At 70.7% G+C, this 16,815-nt stretch carries 15 protein-coding genes; 10 read left to right on the top strand and 5 right to left on the bottom strand.

Features of this window, described 5'->3' with window-relative positions; all coding sequences use genetic code 11:
- Positions 1 to 5: 5 nt before the first annotated feature.
- Complete coding sequence (gene ku, locus COA07_RS08730) at positions 6 to 896, bottom strand: non-homologous end joining protein Ku (protein ID WP_066706920.1); 891 nt, start codon at positions 894 to 896, stop codon at positions 6 to 8.
- A 119-nt stretch (positions 897 to 1,015) separates the two neighbouring features.
- On the opposite strand from ku, the gene pdxH reads away from it, so the two are divergent.
- From pdxH to COA07_RS08715, 3 genes are read left to right on the top strand one after another with little or no spacing between them, the layout of a single operon-like run.
- On the top strand, positions 1,016 to 1,597 hold the full coding sequence (gene pdxH, locus COA07_RS08725) for a pyridoxamine 5'-phosphate oxidase (RefSeq protein ID WP_066706917.1): 582 nt from the start codon (positions 1,016 to 1,018) through the stop codon (positions 1,595 to 1,597).
- On the top strand, positions 1,594 to 2,541 hold the full coding sequence (locus tag COA07_RS08720; protein ID WP_066706914.1) for a cation diffusion facilitator family transporter: 948 nt from the start codon (positions 1,594 to 1,596) through the stop codon (positions 2,539 to 2,541). Before pdxH ends, COA07_RS08720 begins: the two co-directional genes overlap by 4 nt.
- A 13-nt stretch (positions 2,542 to 2,554) precedes the next feature.
- The gene (locus tag COA07_RS08715; protein WP_066706911.1) at positions 2,555 to 3,355 is read left to right on the top strand and encodes a PhzF family phenazine biosynthesis protein; all 801 of its coding nucleotides are present in this window, start codon (positions 2,555 to 2,557) and stop codon (positions 3,353 to 3,355) included.
- Positions 3,356 to 3,470: 115 nt separating this feature from the next.
- Here COA07_RS08715 and COA07_RS08710 read toward each other — a convergent pair whose 3' ends face one another.
- A complete protein-coding gene (locus COA07_RS08710) occupies positions 3,471 to 4,175 on the bottom strand; it encodes a c-type cytochrome (protein ID WP_066706909.1) in 705 nt (234 codons plus the stop codon).
- A 105-nt stretch (positions 4,176 to 4,280) separates the two neighbouring features.
- Here COA07_RS08710 and COA07_RS08705 point away from each other — a divergent pair, with 105 nt between their 5' ends.
- Positions 4,281 to 5,171 (top strand): prephenate dehydratase, encoded by an 891-nt coding sequence (locus COA07_RS08705; protein WP_066706901.1) that lies wholly within the window; start codon positions 4,281 to 4,283, stop codon positions 5,169 to 5,171.
- A gap of 85 nt (positions 5,172 to 5,256) precedes the next feature.
- On the top strand, positions 5,257 to 7,392 hold the full coding sequence (locus tag COA07_RS08700) for a S9 family peptidase (RefSeq protein WP_083956679.1): 2,136 nt from the start codon (positions 5,257 to 5,259) through the stop codon (positions 7,390 to 7,392).
- Positions 7,393 to 7,408: 16 nt separating this feature from the next.
- Here the strand turns inward: COA07_RS08700 and nudC are convergent, their stop codons facing one another.
- The 3 genes from nudC to mutY are packed head-to-tail and all read right to left on the bottom strand — an operon-like array spanning position 7,409 to position 10,625.
- Positions 7,409 to 8,278 carry an NAD(+) diphosphatase gene (gene nudC, locus COA07_RS08695; protein WP_066706970.1) on the bottom strand — a complete coding sequence of 290 codons (870 nt, stop codon included), beginning with the start codon at positions 8,276 to 8,278 and terminating at the stop codon, positions 7,409 to 7,411.
- Positions 8,278 to 9,591, bottom strand: a complete 1,314-nt coding sequence (locus COA07_RS08690) for a serine hydrolase domain-containing protein (RefSeq protein WP_245842072.1) — start codon at positions 9,589 to 9,591, stop codon at positions 8,278 to 8,280. Before COA07_RS08690 ends, nudC begins: the two co-directional genes overlap by 1 nt.
- Positions 9,588 to 10,625: an A/G-specific adenine glycosylase gene (mutY, locus tag COA07_RS08685; protein WP_096640813.1), complete on the bottom strand. Its 1,038-nt coding sequence runs from the start codon at positions 10,623 to 10,625 to the stop codon at positions 9,588 to 9,590. Before mutY ends, COA07_RS08690 begins: the two co-directional genes overlap by 4 nt.
- Before the next feature lie 14 nt (positions 10,626 to 10,639).
- On the opposite strand from mutY, the gene COA07_RS08680 reads away from it, so the two are divergent.
- The 5 genes from COA07_RS08680 (at position 10,640) to COA07_RS08660 (ending at position 16,812) form a co-directional block, all read left to right on the top strand.
- Complete coding sequence (locus COA07_RS08680; RefSeq protein ID WP_066713203.1) at positions 10,640 to 11,176, top strand: DUF721 domain-containing protein; 537 nt, start codon at positions 10,640 to 10,642, stop codon at positions 11,174 to 11,176.
- Positions 11,176 to 11,838, top strand: a complete 663-nt coding sequence (locus COA07_RS08675) for a thioredoxin domain-containing protein (protein ID WP_169803593.1) — start codon at positions 11,176 to 11,178, stop codon at positions 11,836 to 11,838. Before COA07_RS08680 ends, COA07_RS08675 begins: the two co-directional genes overlap by 1 nt.
- A 17-nt stretch (positions 11,839 to 11,855) precedes the next feature.
- Positions 11,856 to 12,611, top strand: coding sequence for a thioredoxin domain-containing protein (locus COA07_RS08670; protein ID WP_083957027.1), 756 nt, complete (start codon positions 11,856 to 11,858; stop codon positions 12,609 to 12,611).
- Positions 12,612 to 12,645: 34 nt separating this feature from the next.
- Entirely contained in the window at positions 12,646 to 16,038 is a 3,393-nt protein-coding gene (gene smc / locus COA07_RS08665; protein WP_096640811.1) for a chromosome segregation protein SMC, read from the top strand.
- Between the two features lie 180 nt (positions 16,039 to 16,218).
- Positions 16,219 to 16,812: a cysteine hydrolase family protein gene (locus tag COA07_RS08660; protein ID WP_066713783.1), complete on the top strand. Its 594-nt coding sequence runs from the start codon at positions 16,219 to 16,221 to the stop codon at positions 16,810 to 16,812.
- Positions 16,813 to 16,815: the final 3 nt, after the last annotated feature.

The raw sequence follows: 16,815 nt of genomic DNA, 5'->3' as shown, positions 1-16,815 counted from the left end.
GCCGGTCAGGCGCGCTTGCGTGTCGCCGGCTTCCGCGCGGCGGGCTTGCGAGTGGCCGGTTTCTTCTTCGCCGCTGCCAGCTCGGCGTCCGCTGCGGCCGTGCCGCTTTTGCCCTCCATCGACTTCTTCAGCGCCGCCATCAGATCGACGACATTCGATCCCGACCGCGCCGCGCCCGCGTCCTTGTCCTCGATGATCCGCCGGCCCTTGGCCTTGCGCTTGCGGTCGATCAGCCCCTTCAGCGCATCGACGTAGCGATCGTGGAAGCCGCGCGGGTCGAACGGCGCGGCCTTCTTCTCGATCAGCGCCTCCGCCAGTTCCAGCAGCTCCGGCTCGGGCTTGGCATCGGGAATGTCGCGAAAATAGCCCTGCGCCTTGTTCACCTCATCGGTATAGCGCAGCGTTTCCAACACCATGCCGCGCCCGCACGGCTTCAGGCTGACGACATATTCGCGCCCGCGCATCGCAAGCTGGCCCAGCCCGACCTTCTTCGTGCGCCGCAACGCCTCGCGCAGCACGATGAACGCTTCCTCCGCCAGATCGTCGGCGGGAACGACGAAATAGGGCTTCTCGTAGTAAAGGACGTCGATCTCATGCGCGTCGACGAACTGCGTCAGCTCCAGCGTCTTCTTGGATTCCAGCTTCACCGCGTCGATCTCGTCCTGGTCGAGCAGGACATATTCGCCCTTCTCGATCTCGAACCCCTTCATGATCTCGTCGGTGTCGACCGCGCCGACGCCGGGAACGGTCTTCTCCAGCTTGATCCGCTTGCCCGACGGTTCGTGGATCTGGTGGAAGCTGATCTGCGCGCCGGAGCGCGTCGCCGAATAGATTTCGACGGGGATCGACACCAGCGCCAGCCGGATCTGTCCCTGCCAATAGGCGCGCGCGGCCATCACCAACCCTTTCGTTGCGAGGGCGATTCAATGAGTTGGCGGCCCGCGGGTTCCCTGCCCCGTGCGCGGAGAAGGGCGCAATGATGACGCGCGTGCGATTGCGCGGTAGAAGCCGCGCGATGAGCAATGATCCCTTTGCGCTGTTCGATACCTGGTATGCCGAGGCGCGCACCAGCGAGCCGAACGACTCGAACGCGATGGCACTGGCCACCGCCGACGCGGACGGGCGCCCGTCGGTGCGGATGGTCCTGCTGAAGGGGCATGGCCGCGACGGTTTCGTCTTCTACACCAACCGCGGCAGCCGCAAGGCCGGGGAACTGGCCGCCAATCCGCACGTCGCGCTGCTGTTCCACTGGAAATCGCTGCGCCGCCAGATCCGCATCGAAGGGCCGGTCGCCCCCGTCACCGATGCGGAAAGTGACGCCTATTTTGCCACCCGTTCACGCGATTCGCAGCTGGGCGCCTGGGCATCGGACCAGTCCCGCCCGCTCGACGCGCGCGCCACGTTCGAGGCGCGGTTCGACGCCGCCAGGGCGCGATTCGACGGGCAGGAAGTGACGCGCCCGCCGTTCTGGGGCGGCTATCGCGTCACGCCGCAGCGGATCGAATTCTGGCAGGACCGTGCGCACCGCCTGCACGAACGCCGGCTGTTCACCCCCGCCGCCGACGGCACGTGGCACGAAGGGTTGCTGTACCCATGACGCGCGACGAACGCCGACGCATCATCCCGCTGGCGATGCGCGCCGCGCTGGCCAGCGTGGCGATGGCCTGCTCGCTGCTGGTCATCAAGGGTTATGCGGCGTGGCACACCGGCTCGGTCGCGATGCTGGGCAGCCTGGCCGATACCGGGCTGGACCTGCTCGCCAGCCTGGTGACGCTGTACGGGGTGAAGCTGGCGGCCGAGCCGGCCGACCACGACCACCGTTTCGGCCATGGCAAGGCGGAGGCGCTGGCGGCACTGTTCCAGGTCGTCCTCATCACCGCCTCCGCGATCGGGATCGCGTGGCGCGCGATCGAACGGTTCAGCACGCCTGCGGTGAACGAGGATGCCGGGCTGGGCATCGGCGTATCGGTAGTCGCGATCCTCGCGACCTTCGCGCTGCTCGCCTATCAGCGCAGCGTGATCCGGCGCACCGGATCGGTCGCGATCCTGGCCGACAACGTCCATTACCAGTCGGACGTGCTGCTGAACGTCGCGGTCATCGCCGCGCTGGTGCTCGACCAATATGTCGGGATCGCGGGTGCCGATCCGGTGTTCGGCATCGCCATCGCGCTGTGGCTGGCATGGGGCGCGTTCCAGGCGTCCAGCCAGGCGATCGACATGCTGATGGACAAGGAATGGTCCGAGGAACAGCGCGCCGCCTTCATGGAGGTGGCCGCGCGCCAGCCGGGCATCCGCGGCATCCACGATTTCCGCACCCGCCGCGCCGGCAGCCACGATTTCGCGCAATTCCACATGGAAGTGGACCCCGACCTGACCGTGCGTGCCGCGCACCGCATCGTCGAGGGGGTCGAACATGCGCTGCGCGACGCCTTCCCGCGGGTCGAAACGCTGATCCACCTCGATCCCGAAGGGCATGTCGACACCGACAACCCGCTGGTCGAGGCGGACGTGACGCCGCACTGGTTTTCCAAGCGCGTCTGAAAGGATTGCCGCGATGCGCCTGCCCTTCACCCAGGTCGATGCCTTTGCCGACGCCGCCTTCGCGGGCAATCCGGCGGCGGTGATGCCGCTGCCGCGCTGGCTGGGCGATGGCGTGCTGCAGGCGATCGCGCAGGAGAACAACCTGTCCGAAACCGCCTTCCTGGTCGCGGACGACAGCGGCGCTGCGGATTACGAACTGCGCTGGTTCACCCCCGCGGCGGAGGTCGCGCTGTGCGGCCATGCGACGCTGGCGAGCGGACATGTCGTGCTGGCGTCGGACAGCACGCGCGATCGCGTCACCTTCCGCACGCGGCAGGCCGGCGTGCTCGCGGTCGCCCGCGCCAGCACCGGCGCCCGCTACGACATGGCGCTGCCGGCCTGGGCGCCCGCCCCGCGCCCGCTGCCGGATATCGTCGCCGCGCTGGGCGTCACCGCGCGCGAGACGCTGTGGCATGACAAGGGCTATGCCGTGATCGTCGTGGACGACGAGGCCGCTGTGCGCGCCGCGGCGCCGGACGGTCGCGCGCTGAAGGCGCTTGGCCCCTATGTCCATATCGTCACCGCCGCGGGGCAGACGGCCGAGGTCGTCAGCCGCGTCTTCACCGATTATTTCGACATTCCCGAGGATCCGGTGACCGGATCGGCACATGCCGTGCTGGCACCCTACTGGACCACGCGACTGGGCCGCGACACGTTCACCGCGTTTCAGGCCAGCGCGCGCGGCGGGCACCTGTCATGCCGGCTGGATGGCGATCGGGTGATCCTGTCGGGATCGTGCGTGACGACGATCGAGGGCACGTTCCTGCTGCCCTGAGCGTCCGGCATCGCTCCGTCCGGGCGGCGGAGGTCGCAAGCGCAGCGCGTCTGGCGCCGGGGCGCGTGCCGACAGCCGCGGACGGCGGCGGGCAACCTGCCCGCCCGCCTGATCCTTACTTCTTGGCGGGCGGCTCCACCGCCAGCGCCTTGTCCTTCTTCGCGGCGGGATCGACCGAGGGGGCGCCCGACGCGGGCGTGCCCTGGTTCGCGATGTCGGCGGTGTCGCCCTTCGCGCTGTCGGTCACGTTGGCGACCGCGCCGTCCTTCGCCGCCGGGGCGGCGCCGGCGGCCGGGGCGGCCGGCAGCGGCAGGTTCGATCCCTGCTGGTTCAGGTACGCGATCAGGTCGGCACGGTCCTGTGCGTTGCCCAGACCGGCGAAGGTCATCTTGGTGCCGTTGGCGAACTTGCGCGGGCTGGTCAGCCACGCGTCCATCTTGTCGAAGTCCCAGTTGCCGCCGACGCTCTTGAGCGCATCGGAGAAGGCGAAGCCGCCCTTGCCCTGGCCAACCGGCTCGCCCAGCGTGGCGTACAGGTTCGGGCCGATGCCGTTGGCGCCGCCCTGGTTGATCGTGTGGCACGCCGCGCACTTCTTGAACACGTCGGCGCCCTTGGCCGGATCGGCCTTCGCCAGGCGCGTCGCGATCGGCTCCGCCGCTTCGCCGCCGCCCGCGCCGGCCTCCTCGACGCCCTCGATCGCATAGCCCATCTTCTCGGGCCGTTCGCCGTGGAAAATCATCCCCCCGGCGATCGACAGCCCCAGCGCGACGGCGGCACCACCCAGTACCCAGCCTGCAATCGTGTTGTTCCGATCGTCCATGTCGCGCTATCCGCCCCTCTTGATTAGGGCATCCCATAGAAAAGCGATGGGGGGACCGCAAGCACTTGAGCGCAGCCGGTGCACTCCCTAGTCGCGGGCGCCATCATGGAAAGCTACGCCGCCCCCGCCCGATCGCTCGTCGCCGACATGGCCGCCGCCGCCGCCGCCCACCCCGAACGCGCCGTCGCGTTCCAGGGCGCGCCGGGCGCCAACAGCCATGTCGCGGTGGCGGAGGCGTTTCCGGGCGCGCTGGCGCTCCCCTGCTTCAGCTTCGAGGATGCGCTGGACGCGGTGAAGGCGGGCCATGCCGATTGCGCGATCATCCCGATCGAAAATTCGCTCCACGGCCGCGTCGCCGACATCCATTTCCTGCTGCCCGAATCCGGGCTGGTCATCACCGGCGAACATTTCCTGCCGATCCGCCACGCGCTGATCGGCTGCGGCCCGCGCGACGGGGTGCGCCAGGCGATGAGCCATCCGCAGGCGCTGGGCCAGTGCCGCCACTGGCTGAAGGCGCACGGCATCGAACCGCTGAGCTACCCCGACACCGCCGGCGCCGCGGCACTGGTCGCGGAACGGCGCGATCCGGCGGTCGCGGCGCTCGCCCCGCCCGGCGCCGCGGCGCTCTACGGCCTCGACCTGCTGGCCACCGACATCGCCGATGCCGACCACAATATGACCCGTTTCGTGGTGCTGGCGCGCGGCGCGCGGCCGCTGACCGGCGCCGGGCCGTGGATGACGACCTTCATCTTCGAGGTGAAGAACATCCCCGCCGCGCTCTACAAGGCGATGGGCGGCTTTGCGACCAACGGGGTCAACATGACCAAGCTGGAAAGCTACCAGCGCGGCGGCAGCTTCGCCGCGACCGAATTCTTCGCCGATGTGGAGGGGCGCCCCGGCGACCCGGCGTTCGACCGCGCGATGGAGGAACTGGGCTTCCATTCCAAATGGGTGCGCGTGCTGGGCACCTATGCACAGGCGCGCCCGCGCGGCTGATTTGCCGACCCGCCGGGGCTTGCGCGGTGCGGCGCACCCCGTATCGTGGGATACATTGTCTCCCCTCGATCGGACGGTCCATTCCATGAAGAAGCTGTTGCTCGCCGGCGTCCTGCTGTCGGTGTCCGCTGTCGCGCTGGCGCAGGGAAATCGCCCGGCAGCGGCAGGTGCGCCGCAGCCGCCGCGCGCGGCGAAGAAGCCGCATACCGTCCCCTCCCCCAACGGCGCGCGCGAGGATGCCTATTACTGGCTGCGCGACGACACGCGGAAGAACCCGGAGATGCTCGCCTATCTGAAGGCGGAGAACGACTATGCCGACGCGCTCCTCGCCCCGCTCAAGCCGCTGGAAGACCGCCTCTATGCCGAGGCGGTGAGCCACATCAAACAGGATGACAGCTCGGTTCCCTATCGGCGCAACGGCTATTGGTATCAGAGCCGCTATGCCGCCGGCGCCAATTACCCGATCATGGAACGGCGCAAGGGCAGCGCCGACGCGCCCGCCGAACTGCTGTTCGATCAGCCCGCCATGGCGAAGGGCCACAATTTCTTCGCGCTGAGCGATATGGAGATTAGCCCCGACAACCGCCTGGCGGCCTTTGCCACCGATACCGTCGGGCGCCGGCAATATGTCGTCCGGATCAAGGATCTGGCGACCGGGCAGTTGCTGCCGGACACGATCACCGATGCGGAGCCGAACCTGGTCTGGGCCGACGACAACCGCACGCTGATGTACATCGCCAAGGATCCGACGACGCTGCGCGGGTACAAGGTGATGGCGCACGTGCTGGGCACCGCCCCCGCCACCGACCGCGTGCTGTACGAGGAGAAGGACGACACCTTCCAGATGTCGATCAACCGCACCAGCGACGATCGTTTCTGGTGCGTGCGCGTCGAATCGACCGTCAGCGACGAGCAACGCTGCGCGCCGCTGGCCACTCCCGCCGCGCTGACGCTGTTCGCGCCGCGCGCGCGCGATTTCCGTTATCAGGCCGATCACATGGGCACGCGCTGGATCGTCAAGACCAATCGCGATGCCAAGAACTACAAGCTGGTGACGCTCGCCGATGCCGATGCCGCGAAGGGCGTCGCGGCCTGGCGCGACCTGACGCCGGCCAGCGACACCGTCTTCATCGAGGATTTCACCCCCTTCGCCGGCTTCGTCGCGATCGACCAGCGCGAGGGCGGGAACCGCATGATCCGCCTGCTGGGCGACGACGGGCGCTCCACCCCGGTCAAGGCGGACGAGCCGGCGTACCAGATGTCGCTGTCGATCAACGCCGAACCGGCGAAGACCGACTGGGTGCGCTACAGCTATGCCTCGCTGGTCACGCCCACCACCACCTATGAGGTGAATGCGAGGACCGGCGAGCGCCGCACGCTGAAGGTGGCGCCGGTCCCCGGCTACGATCCCGCCAATTACGTGACCGAACGCGTCTGGGCACCCGCACGCGACGGGACGAAGGTGCCGGTGTCGATCGTCTATCGCAAGGGTACGAAGCGCGACGGCACCGCGCCGCTGTTCCAGTACGCCTATGGCAGCTACGGCATCTCCACGGACCCGGCGGTCGATCCCGCCCGCCTGCCGCTGCTCGACCGCGGCGTCGTCTATGCGCTGGCGCATATCCGCGGCGGGCAGGAAATGGGCCGCGGCTGGTACGACGACGGGCATCTGCTCAACAAGAAGAACACCTTCACCGATTTCGTCGACGTCACCCGCTATCTGGTGGCGCAGAAATATGCCGCGCCGGGCCGCGTCGCGGCGATGGGCGGCAGCGCGGGCGGGCTGCTGATGGGTGCGGTCGCGAACATCGCGCCGAAGGATTATGCGGTGATGGTCGCGCAGGTGCCGTTCGTCGACGTGGTGACGACGATGCTCGACGCCTCGATCCCGCTGACCACGTTCGAATATGACGAATGGGGCAACCCGGCGCAGAAGGCCTATTACGACTATATGCTCAGCTACTCGCCCTACGACAATGTGACGCGGCAGGGGTATCCGGCGATGTACGTCGGCACCGGCCTGTGGGACAGCCAGGTGCAATATTACGAACCCGCCAAATGGGTCGCCAGGCTGCGCGAGATGAAGACCGACAGCAACCCGCTGGTGTTCCGCGTCAACATGGAGGCCGGGCACGGCGGCAAGTCGGGCCGCTTCGAACGCTATCGCCAGAATGCCGAGGCGCAGGCGTTCGTGCTGCAACAGCTGAAGGTCGCTCAGTAATCGCCCCCGGCCGGGGTCACTCCCCGGCCGACCATGCCTCCAGCAGCGTGTGCGCGATCGCATAGGGCGGCGGGGCCAGGAACGGCCCCTCCCCCGCCAGCGCGGCGCGCACGTCGTCGCGCGTCACCCACATCGCATCCTCCAATTCGTTGGCGTCGAGCGTGATGCGGTCGTGCTCCGCCTGCGCGACGCAGGCGATCATCAGCTGCGCGGGGAACGGCCACGGCTGGCTGGCGACGTAGCGCACCGCGCCGATCGGCAGCCCGGCTTCCTCGCCGATCTCGCGCCGCACCGCTTCCTCGATCGATTCGCCCGGCTCCAGGAATCCGGCCAGTGCCGAATAGCGCCCCTTGGGAAAGGCCGGCTGGCGCCCGACCAGCGCGCGCCCGTCATGTTCGGCCAGCATGATGACGACCGGGTCGACACGGGGGAAATGCTCGGCGTTACACGCTCCGCATTTGCGGCCCCACCCTGCGCGGAAAATCGCGGTGGACGCGCCGCATTGCGCGCAGAACCGGTGCCGCAGATGCCAGTCGACCAGCGAGCGCCCGGTGGCAAAGGTCGCCGCCTCCCCCGGCTGCAGCTGGTCGAGCAGACGGAACAGGGTGGGCGATCGGAACGACGGCGCCGGTCCCCCCGCGGGCGGCACCGCCGCGAAGCGCGCGCGCCCGCCGTCCAGCCCCAGCAGCACGAATTCGGCATCGTCGGGCGCGTCGGACAACATCGTCCACGCCAGCCGGCCGCTGTCGTCCACCTCCGGCTCGAACCCGTCGAGCTTCAGCAGCCGCGACTGCCAGTTGCCCAGTGCCGCCGCAAAGGCATCGGCATCGTGGCGCAAATGGTCGGCGCGGTCGAGCGTCCCGCCGGTGAACCCCGGAGCGGCGATCACCGGTGCAGCCTCGCCGCGTCCTGAATCAGCGCGGCCGGCACCTCGCGGCGCAGCGGCAGCGAGCCGGGCGGGAAGATGTTGACCATCACCACGCCGCGCATCCGATGCGTCGGATTGACCCATGCGACGCTGTTCGCCGCGCCGTCCCAACCATAGGTGCCCGCCAGCACCCCCGGCCGGTCGGCCAGCGTGACATAGCCGCCCGCGCCATAGCCGGTGTCGGTGACGCTGCCCGGCGTCACCCCGGTAAAGGTGACGCCCGCGGGCAGAAGGTTCGACGTCGCCAGCGCCACCGTCTCCGGCTTCAGCACGCGCACGCCGTCCAGCGTGCCGCGATCCTGGATCATGTGGAGGAACCGGTCGTAGTCGCGCGCCGACGACACCAGCCCCGCACCGCCATAGGGAAAGCTGGGCGGCTGGAGATAGACCGAGGTCGCCGCCGGATCGACCGGCACGCCCTGCGCCCCCAGAACCGCATAATTGGTGGCAAGCCGCCCGGCGTCCTTCTGCGGCACCTGCCAGAAGGTCGAGCTCATCTTGAGTGGATCGAGCAGCCGCGTCTGGACGAAGCGGTCGAACGGCATCCCGCTCGCCTTCTCGATCACCGCGCCCATCACGTCGAGGCCGATCGAATAGCTCCATTTCGTCCCCGGCTCCGCGATCAGCGGCAGCGCCGCGACGCGATTCGCGAACTCCGCCAGCGATGTGGGCCGCGCGGCCTTCGCCTTGCCCTCGGTCGCGGCGTTGAGCGCGGCGGGCAGGATGCCGCGCGCCTCATATTCCTTCAGCAGCGGCCCCTTGCTGATGATATTGTAGCCCAGCCCGGCGGTATGCGTCAGCAACTCGCGGATCGTGATCGGCTTCGTCGCCGGGCGGCTGTCGAGCGAGGTGTCGGGCCTGGTCAGCACGCGCATCGTCGCGAACGCCGGGAAATATTTCGACAGCGGGTCGTCCAGCCCGATCTTGCCTTCCTCGATCAGGATCATCGCCGCCATCGCGGTGACCGGCTTGGTCATCGAATAGACGCGCCACAGGCTGTCCGGCCCCGCCGCCGGCGCGCCATCGCCCCAGGCGATCGTGCCGCTGGACACGAAATAGGTCGGGTAATCGTCACGTCCGAACGCACCGACGATTCCGGGCACGCGGCGCTCGGCCACGTATCGGTCGAACAATGCCTGGGTCGCGGGCAGCAGCGAAGGCGCGCGCGCCGCCGGTGCCGGTGCCGGCTGCGCCTGCCGCGCCAGTCCCGTGCCCCCGGCCGCCAGCGCCAGGGCCAGCGCCGCCGCCATTGTCCACCGCTTGCTCGTCACGCCATTCTCCTCACCACCGCCGCGGCCTTGGCGAACAAGGTCGGCAGACCCGCCTCGTCCAGTCGGTCGACCGGCCACCATTCGCCGATGTTGACCGCGTGATGCGTCCGCGCGACCGCCAGCGCAAGGTCGAGCGTGAAGTGCGTAAACCCGTGCGAGACACCGTCGTCCAGCATCCGCCAGTCCGCCGCCGCCGGCGCCTCCGCCAGTCCCGGCGGCGCATCGCCCCACGGCCCGGTCGGCAGCGCGCGCATCCCACCCAGCAGCCCCTTGTCCGGGCGCCGCACCAGCAGCACCGCGCCGTCGCGTTCCAGCCAGAAGATCGTGCCGTGCCGATGCGGGCGCGCTGCCTTCGGCTTCTTCACCGGGAACGTCTCCGGCGTGCCCAGCGCACGCGCGGCGCAGCCCTCGGCGATCGGGCACAGCAGGCAGCGCGGGCGGCGCGGGGTGCAGATCGCCGACCCCAGGTCCATCATCGCCTGCGCGAAATCGCCCGCGCGCCGGTCGGGCGTGATCGTGTCGGCGGCGGCGCGGATCGCGCGGCGCCCGCCCGGCAGCGGGTGCGGAATCGCGAACAGCCGCGCGACCACCCGCTCGACGTTCGCGTCGACCACCACCGCGCGCCGCCCGAACGCGATCGCCGCCACCGCCGCCGCGGTATAATCGCCGAACCCCGGCAGCGCGCGCAGCGCCGCCTCGGTATCCGGCAGCGCGCCGCCATGATCGGCCGCGATCACCCGCGCCGCCGCCATCAGGTTGCGCGCACGGGCATAATATCCCAGCCCCGCCCAGGCGGCCATCACGTCCGCCTCGTCCGCCGCCGCCAGCGCGGCGAAGGTCGGCCAGCGCGCGATCCATGCCGAAAAGCGCGGGCGCACCGTCGCCACGGTCGTCTGTTGCAGCATCACCTCGGACAACCACACCCGATACGGATCGGGGGTCTCGCCCGCCTTTGCCCGCCACGGCAGGTCGCGGCGGTTACGGTCGTACCAGTCGAGAAGCGGGGCGGCGACATCGCGGCGCTTGGCGTCCATGCCCCGGCTATGGCATGGGACGGCGAATGAGCAAGCGCGACCGTGTCCCTGCCCCCCCGCCCGAGCGGCAGAACCGATCGCGACAGGTGGCCGAACTGCTGCCCGCGATCGGCGGCGCCGCGTTCCGCCGCTTCGGCTTCGTGCAATCCGCGATCGTCAGCCGCTGGCCTGAGATCGTGGGCGAGCGGCTGGCCGCGGTCAGCAGCCCCGATTCGATCCGCTTTCCCGTCGGCAAGAAGCAGGACGGCACGCTGACACTGACCGTCCGCGGCGCGCACGCCCCGATGATGAGCCACCTGACCGTGGAGATCATCGAGCGGGTCAACCGCTTCTTCGGCTATGCCGCGATCAACCGCGTCGCGATCCGCCAGGGTGAGGTGACCAAGCGCCCCGAACGCCGCGCGCCGCCCTCGCTCGCCCCCGCCCCGGAACTGGGCGGCAGCCTGAAGGCGATCGCCGATCCCGAACTGAAGGCGGTGCTGGAGGCGCTGGCCTCCGGCGTCGCGTCCGCCACCCCCGCCCCGCTGCCCGTCCTGCCCAAGGTGCGATGATGCGTGTCCTGCCCCTTATCGCCGCACTGCTGCTGGCCGCCCCGATCGTCGCCGCGCCGCGCCCATGGACCGCGGTAGCCGCGCCGGTCGCCACCGGCAGCTACCTGATCGGCAATCCCAGGGCGCGGGTGAAGCTGGTCGAATATGTCAGCTACACCTGCCCGCATTGCGCACATTACGCCGAACAGTCGGACCAGCCGCTGGGCGCGATGGTCCGGTCCGGCAGCGTCAGCGTGGAGGTGCGCAACCAGGTCCACGACGGGCTCGACCTCGTCGCCGCGACGCTGGCGCGCTGCGCCGGGCCGGCGGCCTTCCCGCGACTGCACAAGGCGCTGTTCGCACAGCAGCAGCAATGGTTCGAACGCACCGCCGAATGGCAGCAGGGCAATGCCGCGCGCATCTCCGCCTGGCCGCAGCTGGCGCAGCTGAAGGCGATGGCCGACGGCGGCGGGCTGACCGCGATCGCGCTGGCCGCCGGCGCCCCGGCGGGCGCGATCGACGCCTGTTTCGCCACCGATGCGCAGGTGAAGCGCGTGCTGGCGGCGTCGAACGCGACGTCGCAGGTGGCGGGCACCCCCGCGTTCGAGATCAACGGCCGGCTGATCCAGAATGTCGACTGGGCGAAGCTGGAACCGCAGCTGCGCGCGGCCGGTGCGAAATGACCCAACGGAGTGAAGTGATGAGATATCTCGCGATCCCCGCGCTCGCCGCGCTGGGGCTGCTCGCCGCCTGCGGATCGGGCGGCGGCGGCAATGACAGCGCGCCCACCGCCCCCGCCAATTCCGTCGCCGCGGTGAAGGCGCCGGCCGGGCAGGACTGGACGCAGGTCGTCTCGCGCACGCCGGAGGGCGGGTTCGTGATGGGCAATCCCGACGCGCCGCTCAAGCTGGTCGAATACGGGTCGCGCACCTGCCCGACCTGCGGCGCGTTCGGCCAGACCGGGCAGCGCCCGCTGGAGGAGAATTACGTCCGCACCGGCAAGGTATCGTACGAATTCCGTGACTTCATGGTCCACGGCCCGCCCGATTTCGCCGCGTCGCTGCTGGGTCGTTGCGCCGGGCCGGGGCCGTTCTTCCCGATCCTGGAACAGATGTATCTCGACCAGCCCAAGTTCCTCGACACCCAGATGAAGGTCGCGCAGGATCAGGCGTTTCTGCAACGCACCGCCAACATGACCCCGGCGCAGATCGCCAATGCCTGGGGCGATGCCATGGGCTATGTCGATTTCGTCAAGCAGCGCGGCGTGACCGAGGCGCAGGCCCGCGCCTGCCTGAACGACACCAAGGAGATCGAGGCGCTGACCAAGATGATGCAGGATGCGTCCGACAAGCAGGGCGTCACCGGCACCCCGACCTTCTTCCTCAACGGCCGCAAGCTCGACAATGTCGTGACGTGGCAGGGGATCGAGGCCGCGCTGAAGAACGCCGGCGCGTGATGCCGCGGCGATAGCGTCGGGCGGGCGCGGGGCGATGCGCATCAAGCGGCTGCGGCTGACGGGCTTCAAGAGCTTCGTCGACCCGGCCGACCTGCGCATCGAACCGGGCCTGACCGGCGTCGTCGGCCCCAACGGCTGCGGCAAGTCGAACCTCCTGGAGGCGCTGCGCTGGACGATGGGCGAAAACAGCCCGAAGTCGATGCGCGGCGCCGGGATGGAGGATGTGATCTTCGCGGGCACCGCGACCCGCCCGCCGCGCGACTTCGCCGAGGTATCGCTGCTCGCCGAGGTGGATCGCCCCGACGGCGCGCAGGAAAGCGAGATCGTCCGCCGGATCGAGCGCGGCGCGGGCAGCGCCTATCGCATCGACGGGCGCGACGTGCGGGCCAAGGACGTGCAATTGCTGTTCGCCGATTCGGCGACCGGCGCGCACAGCCCCGCGCTGGTCAGCCAGAACCGCATCGGCGCGATCATCGCGGCGCGCCCCGCCGAGCGGCGCGCGATGCTGGAGGAAGCGGCCGGGATCGCCGGGCTGCACGTACGGCGCAAGGATGCCGAGGCGCGGATGCGCGCGACCGAGGCCAATCTGGCGCGGCTCGACGAGGTGATGAGCGACCAGGCGACGCGCGTCGCCGCGCTCAGGCGGCAGGCGCGCGCCGCGGAACGCTATCGCCTGCTGTCCGAACAGATCCGCGTGGCGGAGGCGCGGATGATCTACGCCCGCTGGCGCGACGCGGCGCAGGCGGCGGAGGCGGCGAAGGACGAGGCGGAAGCCGCCGAAGCGGCGGTCGCGGCGGCGAGCGCGCGCGAGCAGGAGACGATCGCGGCGCAGCGTGCGGCGGCGGAACGGCTGGCGGCGGCGCGTGCGGCGGCGTTGGCGGCGCGCGATCACGCCGGTGAGGTGACGCACCAGCTGACGCGTGCGCGCGAACAGCGCCACGGATTGCAGCGCCGGTTGCTGGAAATGGAGACCAATGCGCGGCGAATCGCGGAGGATCGCACGCGTGAGGATGCGCTGTCGCACGACGCCGCAGATGCGCTGGCGCGCCTGACCGACGAGGTTGCGGCACTGGAATCGCAGGTGCGCGAGGGCGCGGCGGCGGTCCCCGCGCTGGAGGCGGCGTTGAGCGAGGCGGAGCGGCACGCCCGTGACGTCGAGGTGGCGCTGGCGCAGGCGCTGTCCGAACAGGCCGCGCAGGCCGCCGAACGCCGCGTCGCGGCGGCGGCCAGCGCCGCTGCGACCGCGCGGTTCGAGCGGGCGACCCGCGATGCGGTGCAGCTGGAGGAGGCGATCGCAGGCGTCGGCGACGTCGAGGCGCTGGAAAACGAGCGCGGTGCCGCACAGGAGACGCAGGCCGCCGCGCGCGAACAGGCCGCGAAGGCGCGCGCCGCGCTGGAGTGGGCGGAGACGAGCGAGGCGGAAGCCGCCGCCGATCGCGATCCCGCCGAGGCCGCCCGCGCCGCCGCGATCGCCGCACTGGCGGCGCTGGACGGCGAGGCGGCGGCACTGGCGCGCGGCGCGACCGAGGCGGACGATAAGCTGCTGGGCGCGGTCAGTGCCGAGCCGGGGTTCGAACGCGCGCTGGCCGCGGCGCTGGGCGACGACATGGAATCGTCGCTTTCGGACTGGCACGGATCGGCGGTCCGCTCCACCGATCCGCCCGCGCCGGTCGGCACGCTGCCGCTGGCCGCGCGGGTCGAGGCGCCCGCGCCGCTGGCGCGGCGGCTGTCGCAGATCTTCCTGGTGGAGGGCGATTCGGGCCAGCCGCTCGCTCCCGGCCAGCGGCTGGTCACGCGCGAGGGGCGGCTGCGGCGCTGGGACGGCTATGTCACCGAACACGGCGGCGCGGCGGCGGCCGAGCGGCTGGAACGCCGCAACCGGCTGGCGAAGCTGACCGCCGACCGCCCCGCCGCCGCCGAGGCGGTCGAGCGCGCCACCGCGCGCCGCGCCGCGCTGGACGAGCGGATCGCGCGCGCGCGCGCCGCCGCGCAATCGGCGCGCGCGCTGCTGACGCAGGCGGAGGCGCAGCAGCGCGAGGCGCAGCGCGCCGAGGATCGCGCCGCCGCGCAGATCGAGCGGCTGGCCGGGCAGCGCGCCGACCTGATCGAGCGGCAGGCGCGCGTCGCCGCCGACATCGCCGAGGCCGATGCGGAGCGCGCCCGCGCCGAGGCCGCGCTGACGGCGCTGCCCGACGGGTCCGCGGCGGCGGCGGCGACCGCGCGGTTGCAGGGCGAGGCGCAGGCGGCGCGCGCGCAGGTGGCGCTCGCCCGCGCCGACCGGACCGCGCACGACCGCAACCTGGCGCAGGCGCGCGACCGGCAGGCCGCCGCCCGCGCCGAGATGCAGGGCTGGAAGGCCCGCGCGGGGGAAGCGGTGCGCCGCATCGCCGACATGGACCGCCGCGCCGCCGACCTGTCCGCCGAACTGGAAAAGCTTGCCGATCGCCCGGCGCAGCTGACCGCCGAGATCGCCCGGCTGGAACAGGCCCACGACACTGCGCGCACCGCCGCGGATACGACGCAAGGCGAGGAACGCGACGCCGACGCCGCGGTGCGCGCCGCCGATGCCGCGCAGGCGCGCGCCAACGAGACGCTGGCCGCCGCGCGCGAGGCCCGCGCCGGCGCCGCCGCGCGCGCCGAAAACCACGAACTGCGCCGGGTGGAGATGGGGCGCGTGTCGGGCGAGCGGTTCGAATGCCCCGCCCCCGTCCTGCCGACCAAAGCGGGGTTCGACAGCGCCACCGTCGCCAGCCCGCAGGACGAATCGGCCGCGCACGAACGGCTGACGATGGATCGCGAGCGGCTAGGTCCGGTCAATCTGGTCGCCGAACAGGAACTGGCCGAACTGGAGACGAGCGGCGCGGCCACCGCCGCCGAGCGCGAGGAACTGGGCCAGGCGGTCAACCGGCTGCGCGGGTCGATCGGTACGCTCAACCGCGAGGGCCGGCAACGGCTGCTGGCGGCGTTCGAGGCGGTCGACGGGCATTTCCGGCGGCTGTTCACCACGCTGTTCGACGGCGGGCAGGCGCATCTGGAACTGGTCGATTCGGACGATCCGCTGGAGGCCGGGCTGGAGATCATGGCGCAGCCGCCGGGCAAGCGGCTGCAATCGCTGACGTTGCTGTCGGGCGGCGAACAGGCGCTGACCGCGGTGGCGCTGATCTTCGGGCTGTTCCTGACCAATCCGGCGCCGATCTGCGTGCTGGACGAAGTCGACGCGCCGCTGGACGATGCCAATATCGAACGCTTCTGCGATCTGCTGGACCGGATGACGCAGGAAACCGACACCCGCTATCTGATCGTCACGCACAATGCCGTGACGATGAGCCGCATGCACCGCCTGTTCGGGGTGACGATGGTGGAAAAGGGCGTCAGCCGGCTGGTGTCGGTGGATCTCCAGGCTGCGGAGCTGCTGGCGGCGGAGTAGCCGCGCATTTTCGATATTGTTGTTGCAGGTCAAGGCGTTGTCGCGTGGGTCGTGCGATATGCGCGGGGGTGACGTGGCGATATGCCCCCTGCCCGCGATGGCTGGTGTGCGAAACCCAGAGCCACGCAGGGCCACGCAAGGCCACTGCGCCCCGACCGCGTATCATCACGAAGGACGCCCATGGCTGATATCCCCGCCCCCGACACGCCCGGCGCGACCGCGCTGCTGGTCATCGACATGATCAACGACCTGTCGTTCGAGGATGGCGAGCGGCTGCGCCCTGCGGCGGAGGCGGCGGCGCGGCGGATCGCGCGATTGCGGGCGGGGGCGGAGCGCGCGGGCGTGCCGGTGATCTTCGTCAACGACAATTTCGGGCGATGGCATGCCGATCGTGCCGCGATCGTCGGCCATTGCGACCGCGGCGACAGCGCCGGCCGCGCGCTGATCGACGCGCTGCGCCCGCGCGACGACGATTACTTCATCGTCAAACCGCAATTCTCCGGCTTCTATGCCACCAACCTGCCGGTGCTGCTGCCGCAACTGGGGGCCAGCCGGCTGATCCTGACCGGGGTGGCGGCGGATATCTGCGTCCTGTTCACCGCCGCCGATGCGCACATGCGCGACTATGACCTGTGGGTGCCCGGCGACGCGGTGGCGAGCGAGACCGCGGAGCGGCGCGACTGGGCGCTCGACATCATGCGCCACAGCATGGGCGCGGACACCAGCGCCACAGACGCGCTGACGCTGGACGAATGGCTGGCGCGCGCGGCCTGAGCC

Origin of the sequence: Sphingomonas adhaesiva, from assembly GCF_002374855.1 — a bacterium.
Taxonomy (GTDB): domain Bacteria; phylum Pseudomonadota; class Alphaproteobacteria; order Sphingomonadales; family Sphingomonadaceae; genus Sphingomonas; species Sphingomonas adhaesiva.
The sequence above is the reverse complement of the archived record's forward strand: the minus strand, read 5'-3'. Positions and strand labels throughout refer to the sequence as shown.

Coding starts and splice junctions, on each gene's coding strand:
- COA07_RS08670 (WP_083957027.1), top strand. CDS start 11,856: ATGAGATATCTCGCGATCCCCGCGCTCGCCGCGCTGGGGCTGCTCGCC.
- COA07_RS08675 (WP_169803593.1), top strand. CDS start 11,176: ATGCGTGTCCTGCCCCTTATCGCCGCACTGCTGCTGGCCGCCCCGATC.
- COA07_RS08660 (WP_066713783.1), top strand. CDS start 16,219: ATGGCTGATATCCCCGCCCCCGACACGCCCGGCGCGACCGCGCTGCTG.
- COA07_RS08680 (WP_066713203.1), top strand. CDS start 10,640: ATGGGACGGCGAATGAGCAAGCGCGACCGTGTCCCTGCCCCCCCGCCC.
- pdxH (WP_066706917.1), top strand. CDS start 1,016: ATGAGCAATGATCCCTTTGCGCTGTTCGATACCTGGTATGCCGAGGCG.
- COA07_RS08705 (WP_066706901.1), top strand. CDS start 4,281: ATGGAAAGCTACGCCGCCCCCGCCCGATCGCTCGTCGCCGACATGGCC.
- ku (WP_066706920.1), bottom strand. CDS start 896: ATGGCCGCGCGCGCCTATTGGCAGGGACAGATCCGGCTGGCGCTGGTG.
- smc (WP_096640811.1), top strand. CDS start 12,646: ATGCGCATCAAGCGGCTGCGGCTGACGGGCTTCAAGAGCTTCGTCGAC.
- COA07_RS08710 (WP_066706909.1), bottom strand. CDS start 4,175: ATGGACGATCGGAACAACACGATTGCAGGCTGGGTACTGGGTGGTGCC.
- COA07_RS08715 (WP_066706911.1), top strand. CDS start 2,555: ATGCGCCTGCCCTTCACCCAGGTCGATGCCTTTGCCGACGCCGCCTTC.
- mutY (WP_096640813.1), bottom strand. CDS start 10,625: ATGGACGCCAAGCGCCGCGATGTCGCCGCCCCGCTTCTCGACTGGTAC.
- COA07_RS08700 (WP_083956679.1), top strand. CDS start 5,257: ATGAAGAAGCTGTTGCTCGCCGGCGTCCTGCTGTCGGTGTCCGCTGTC.
- COA07_RS08720 (WP_066706914.1), top strand. CDS start 1,594: ATGACGCGCGACGAACGCCGACGCATCATCCCGCTGGCGATGCGCGCC.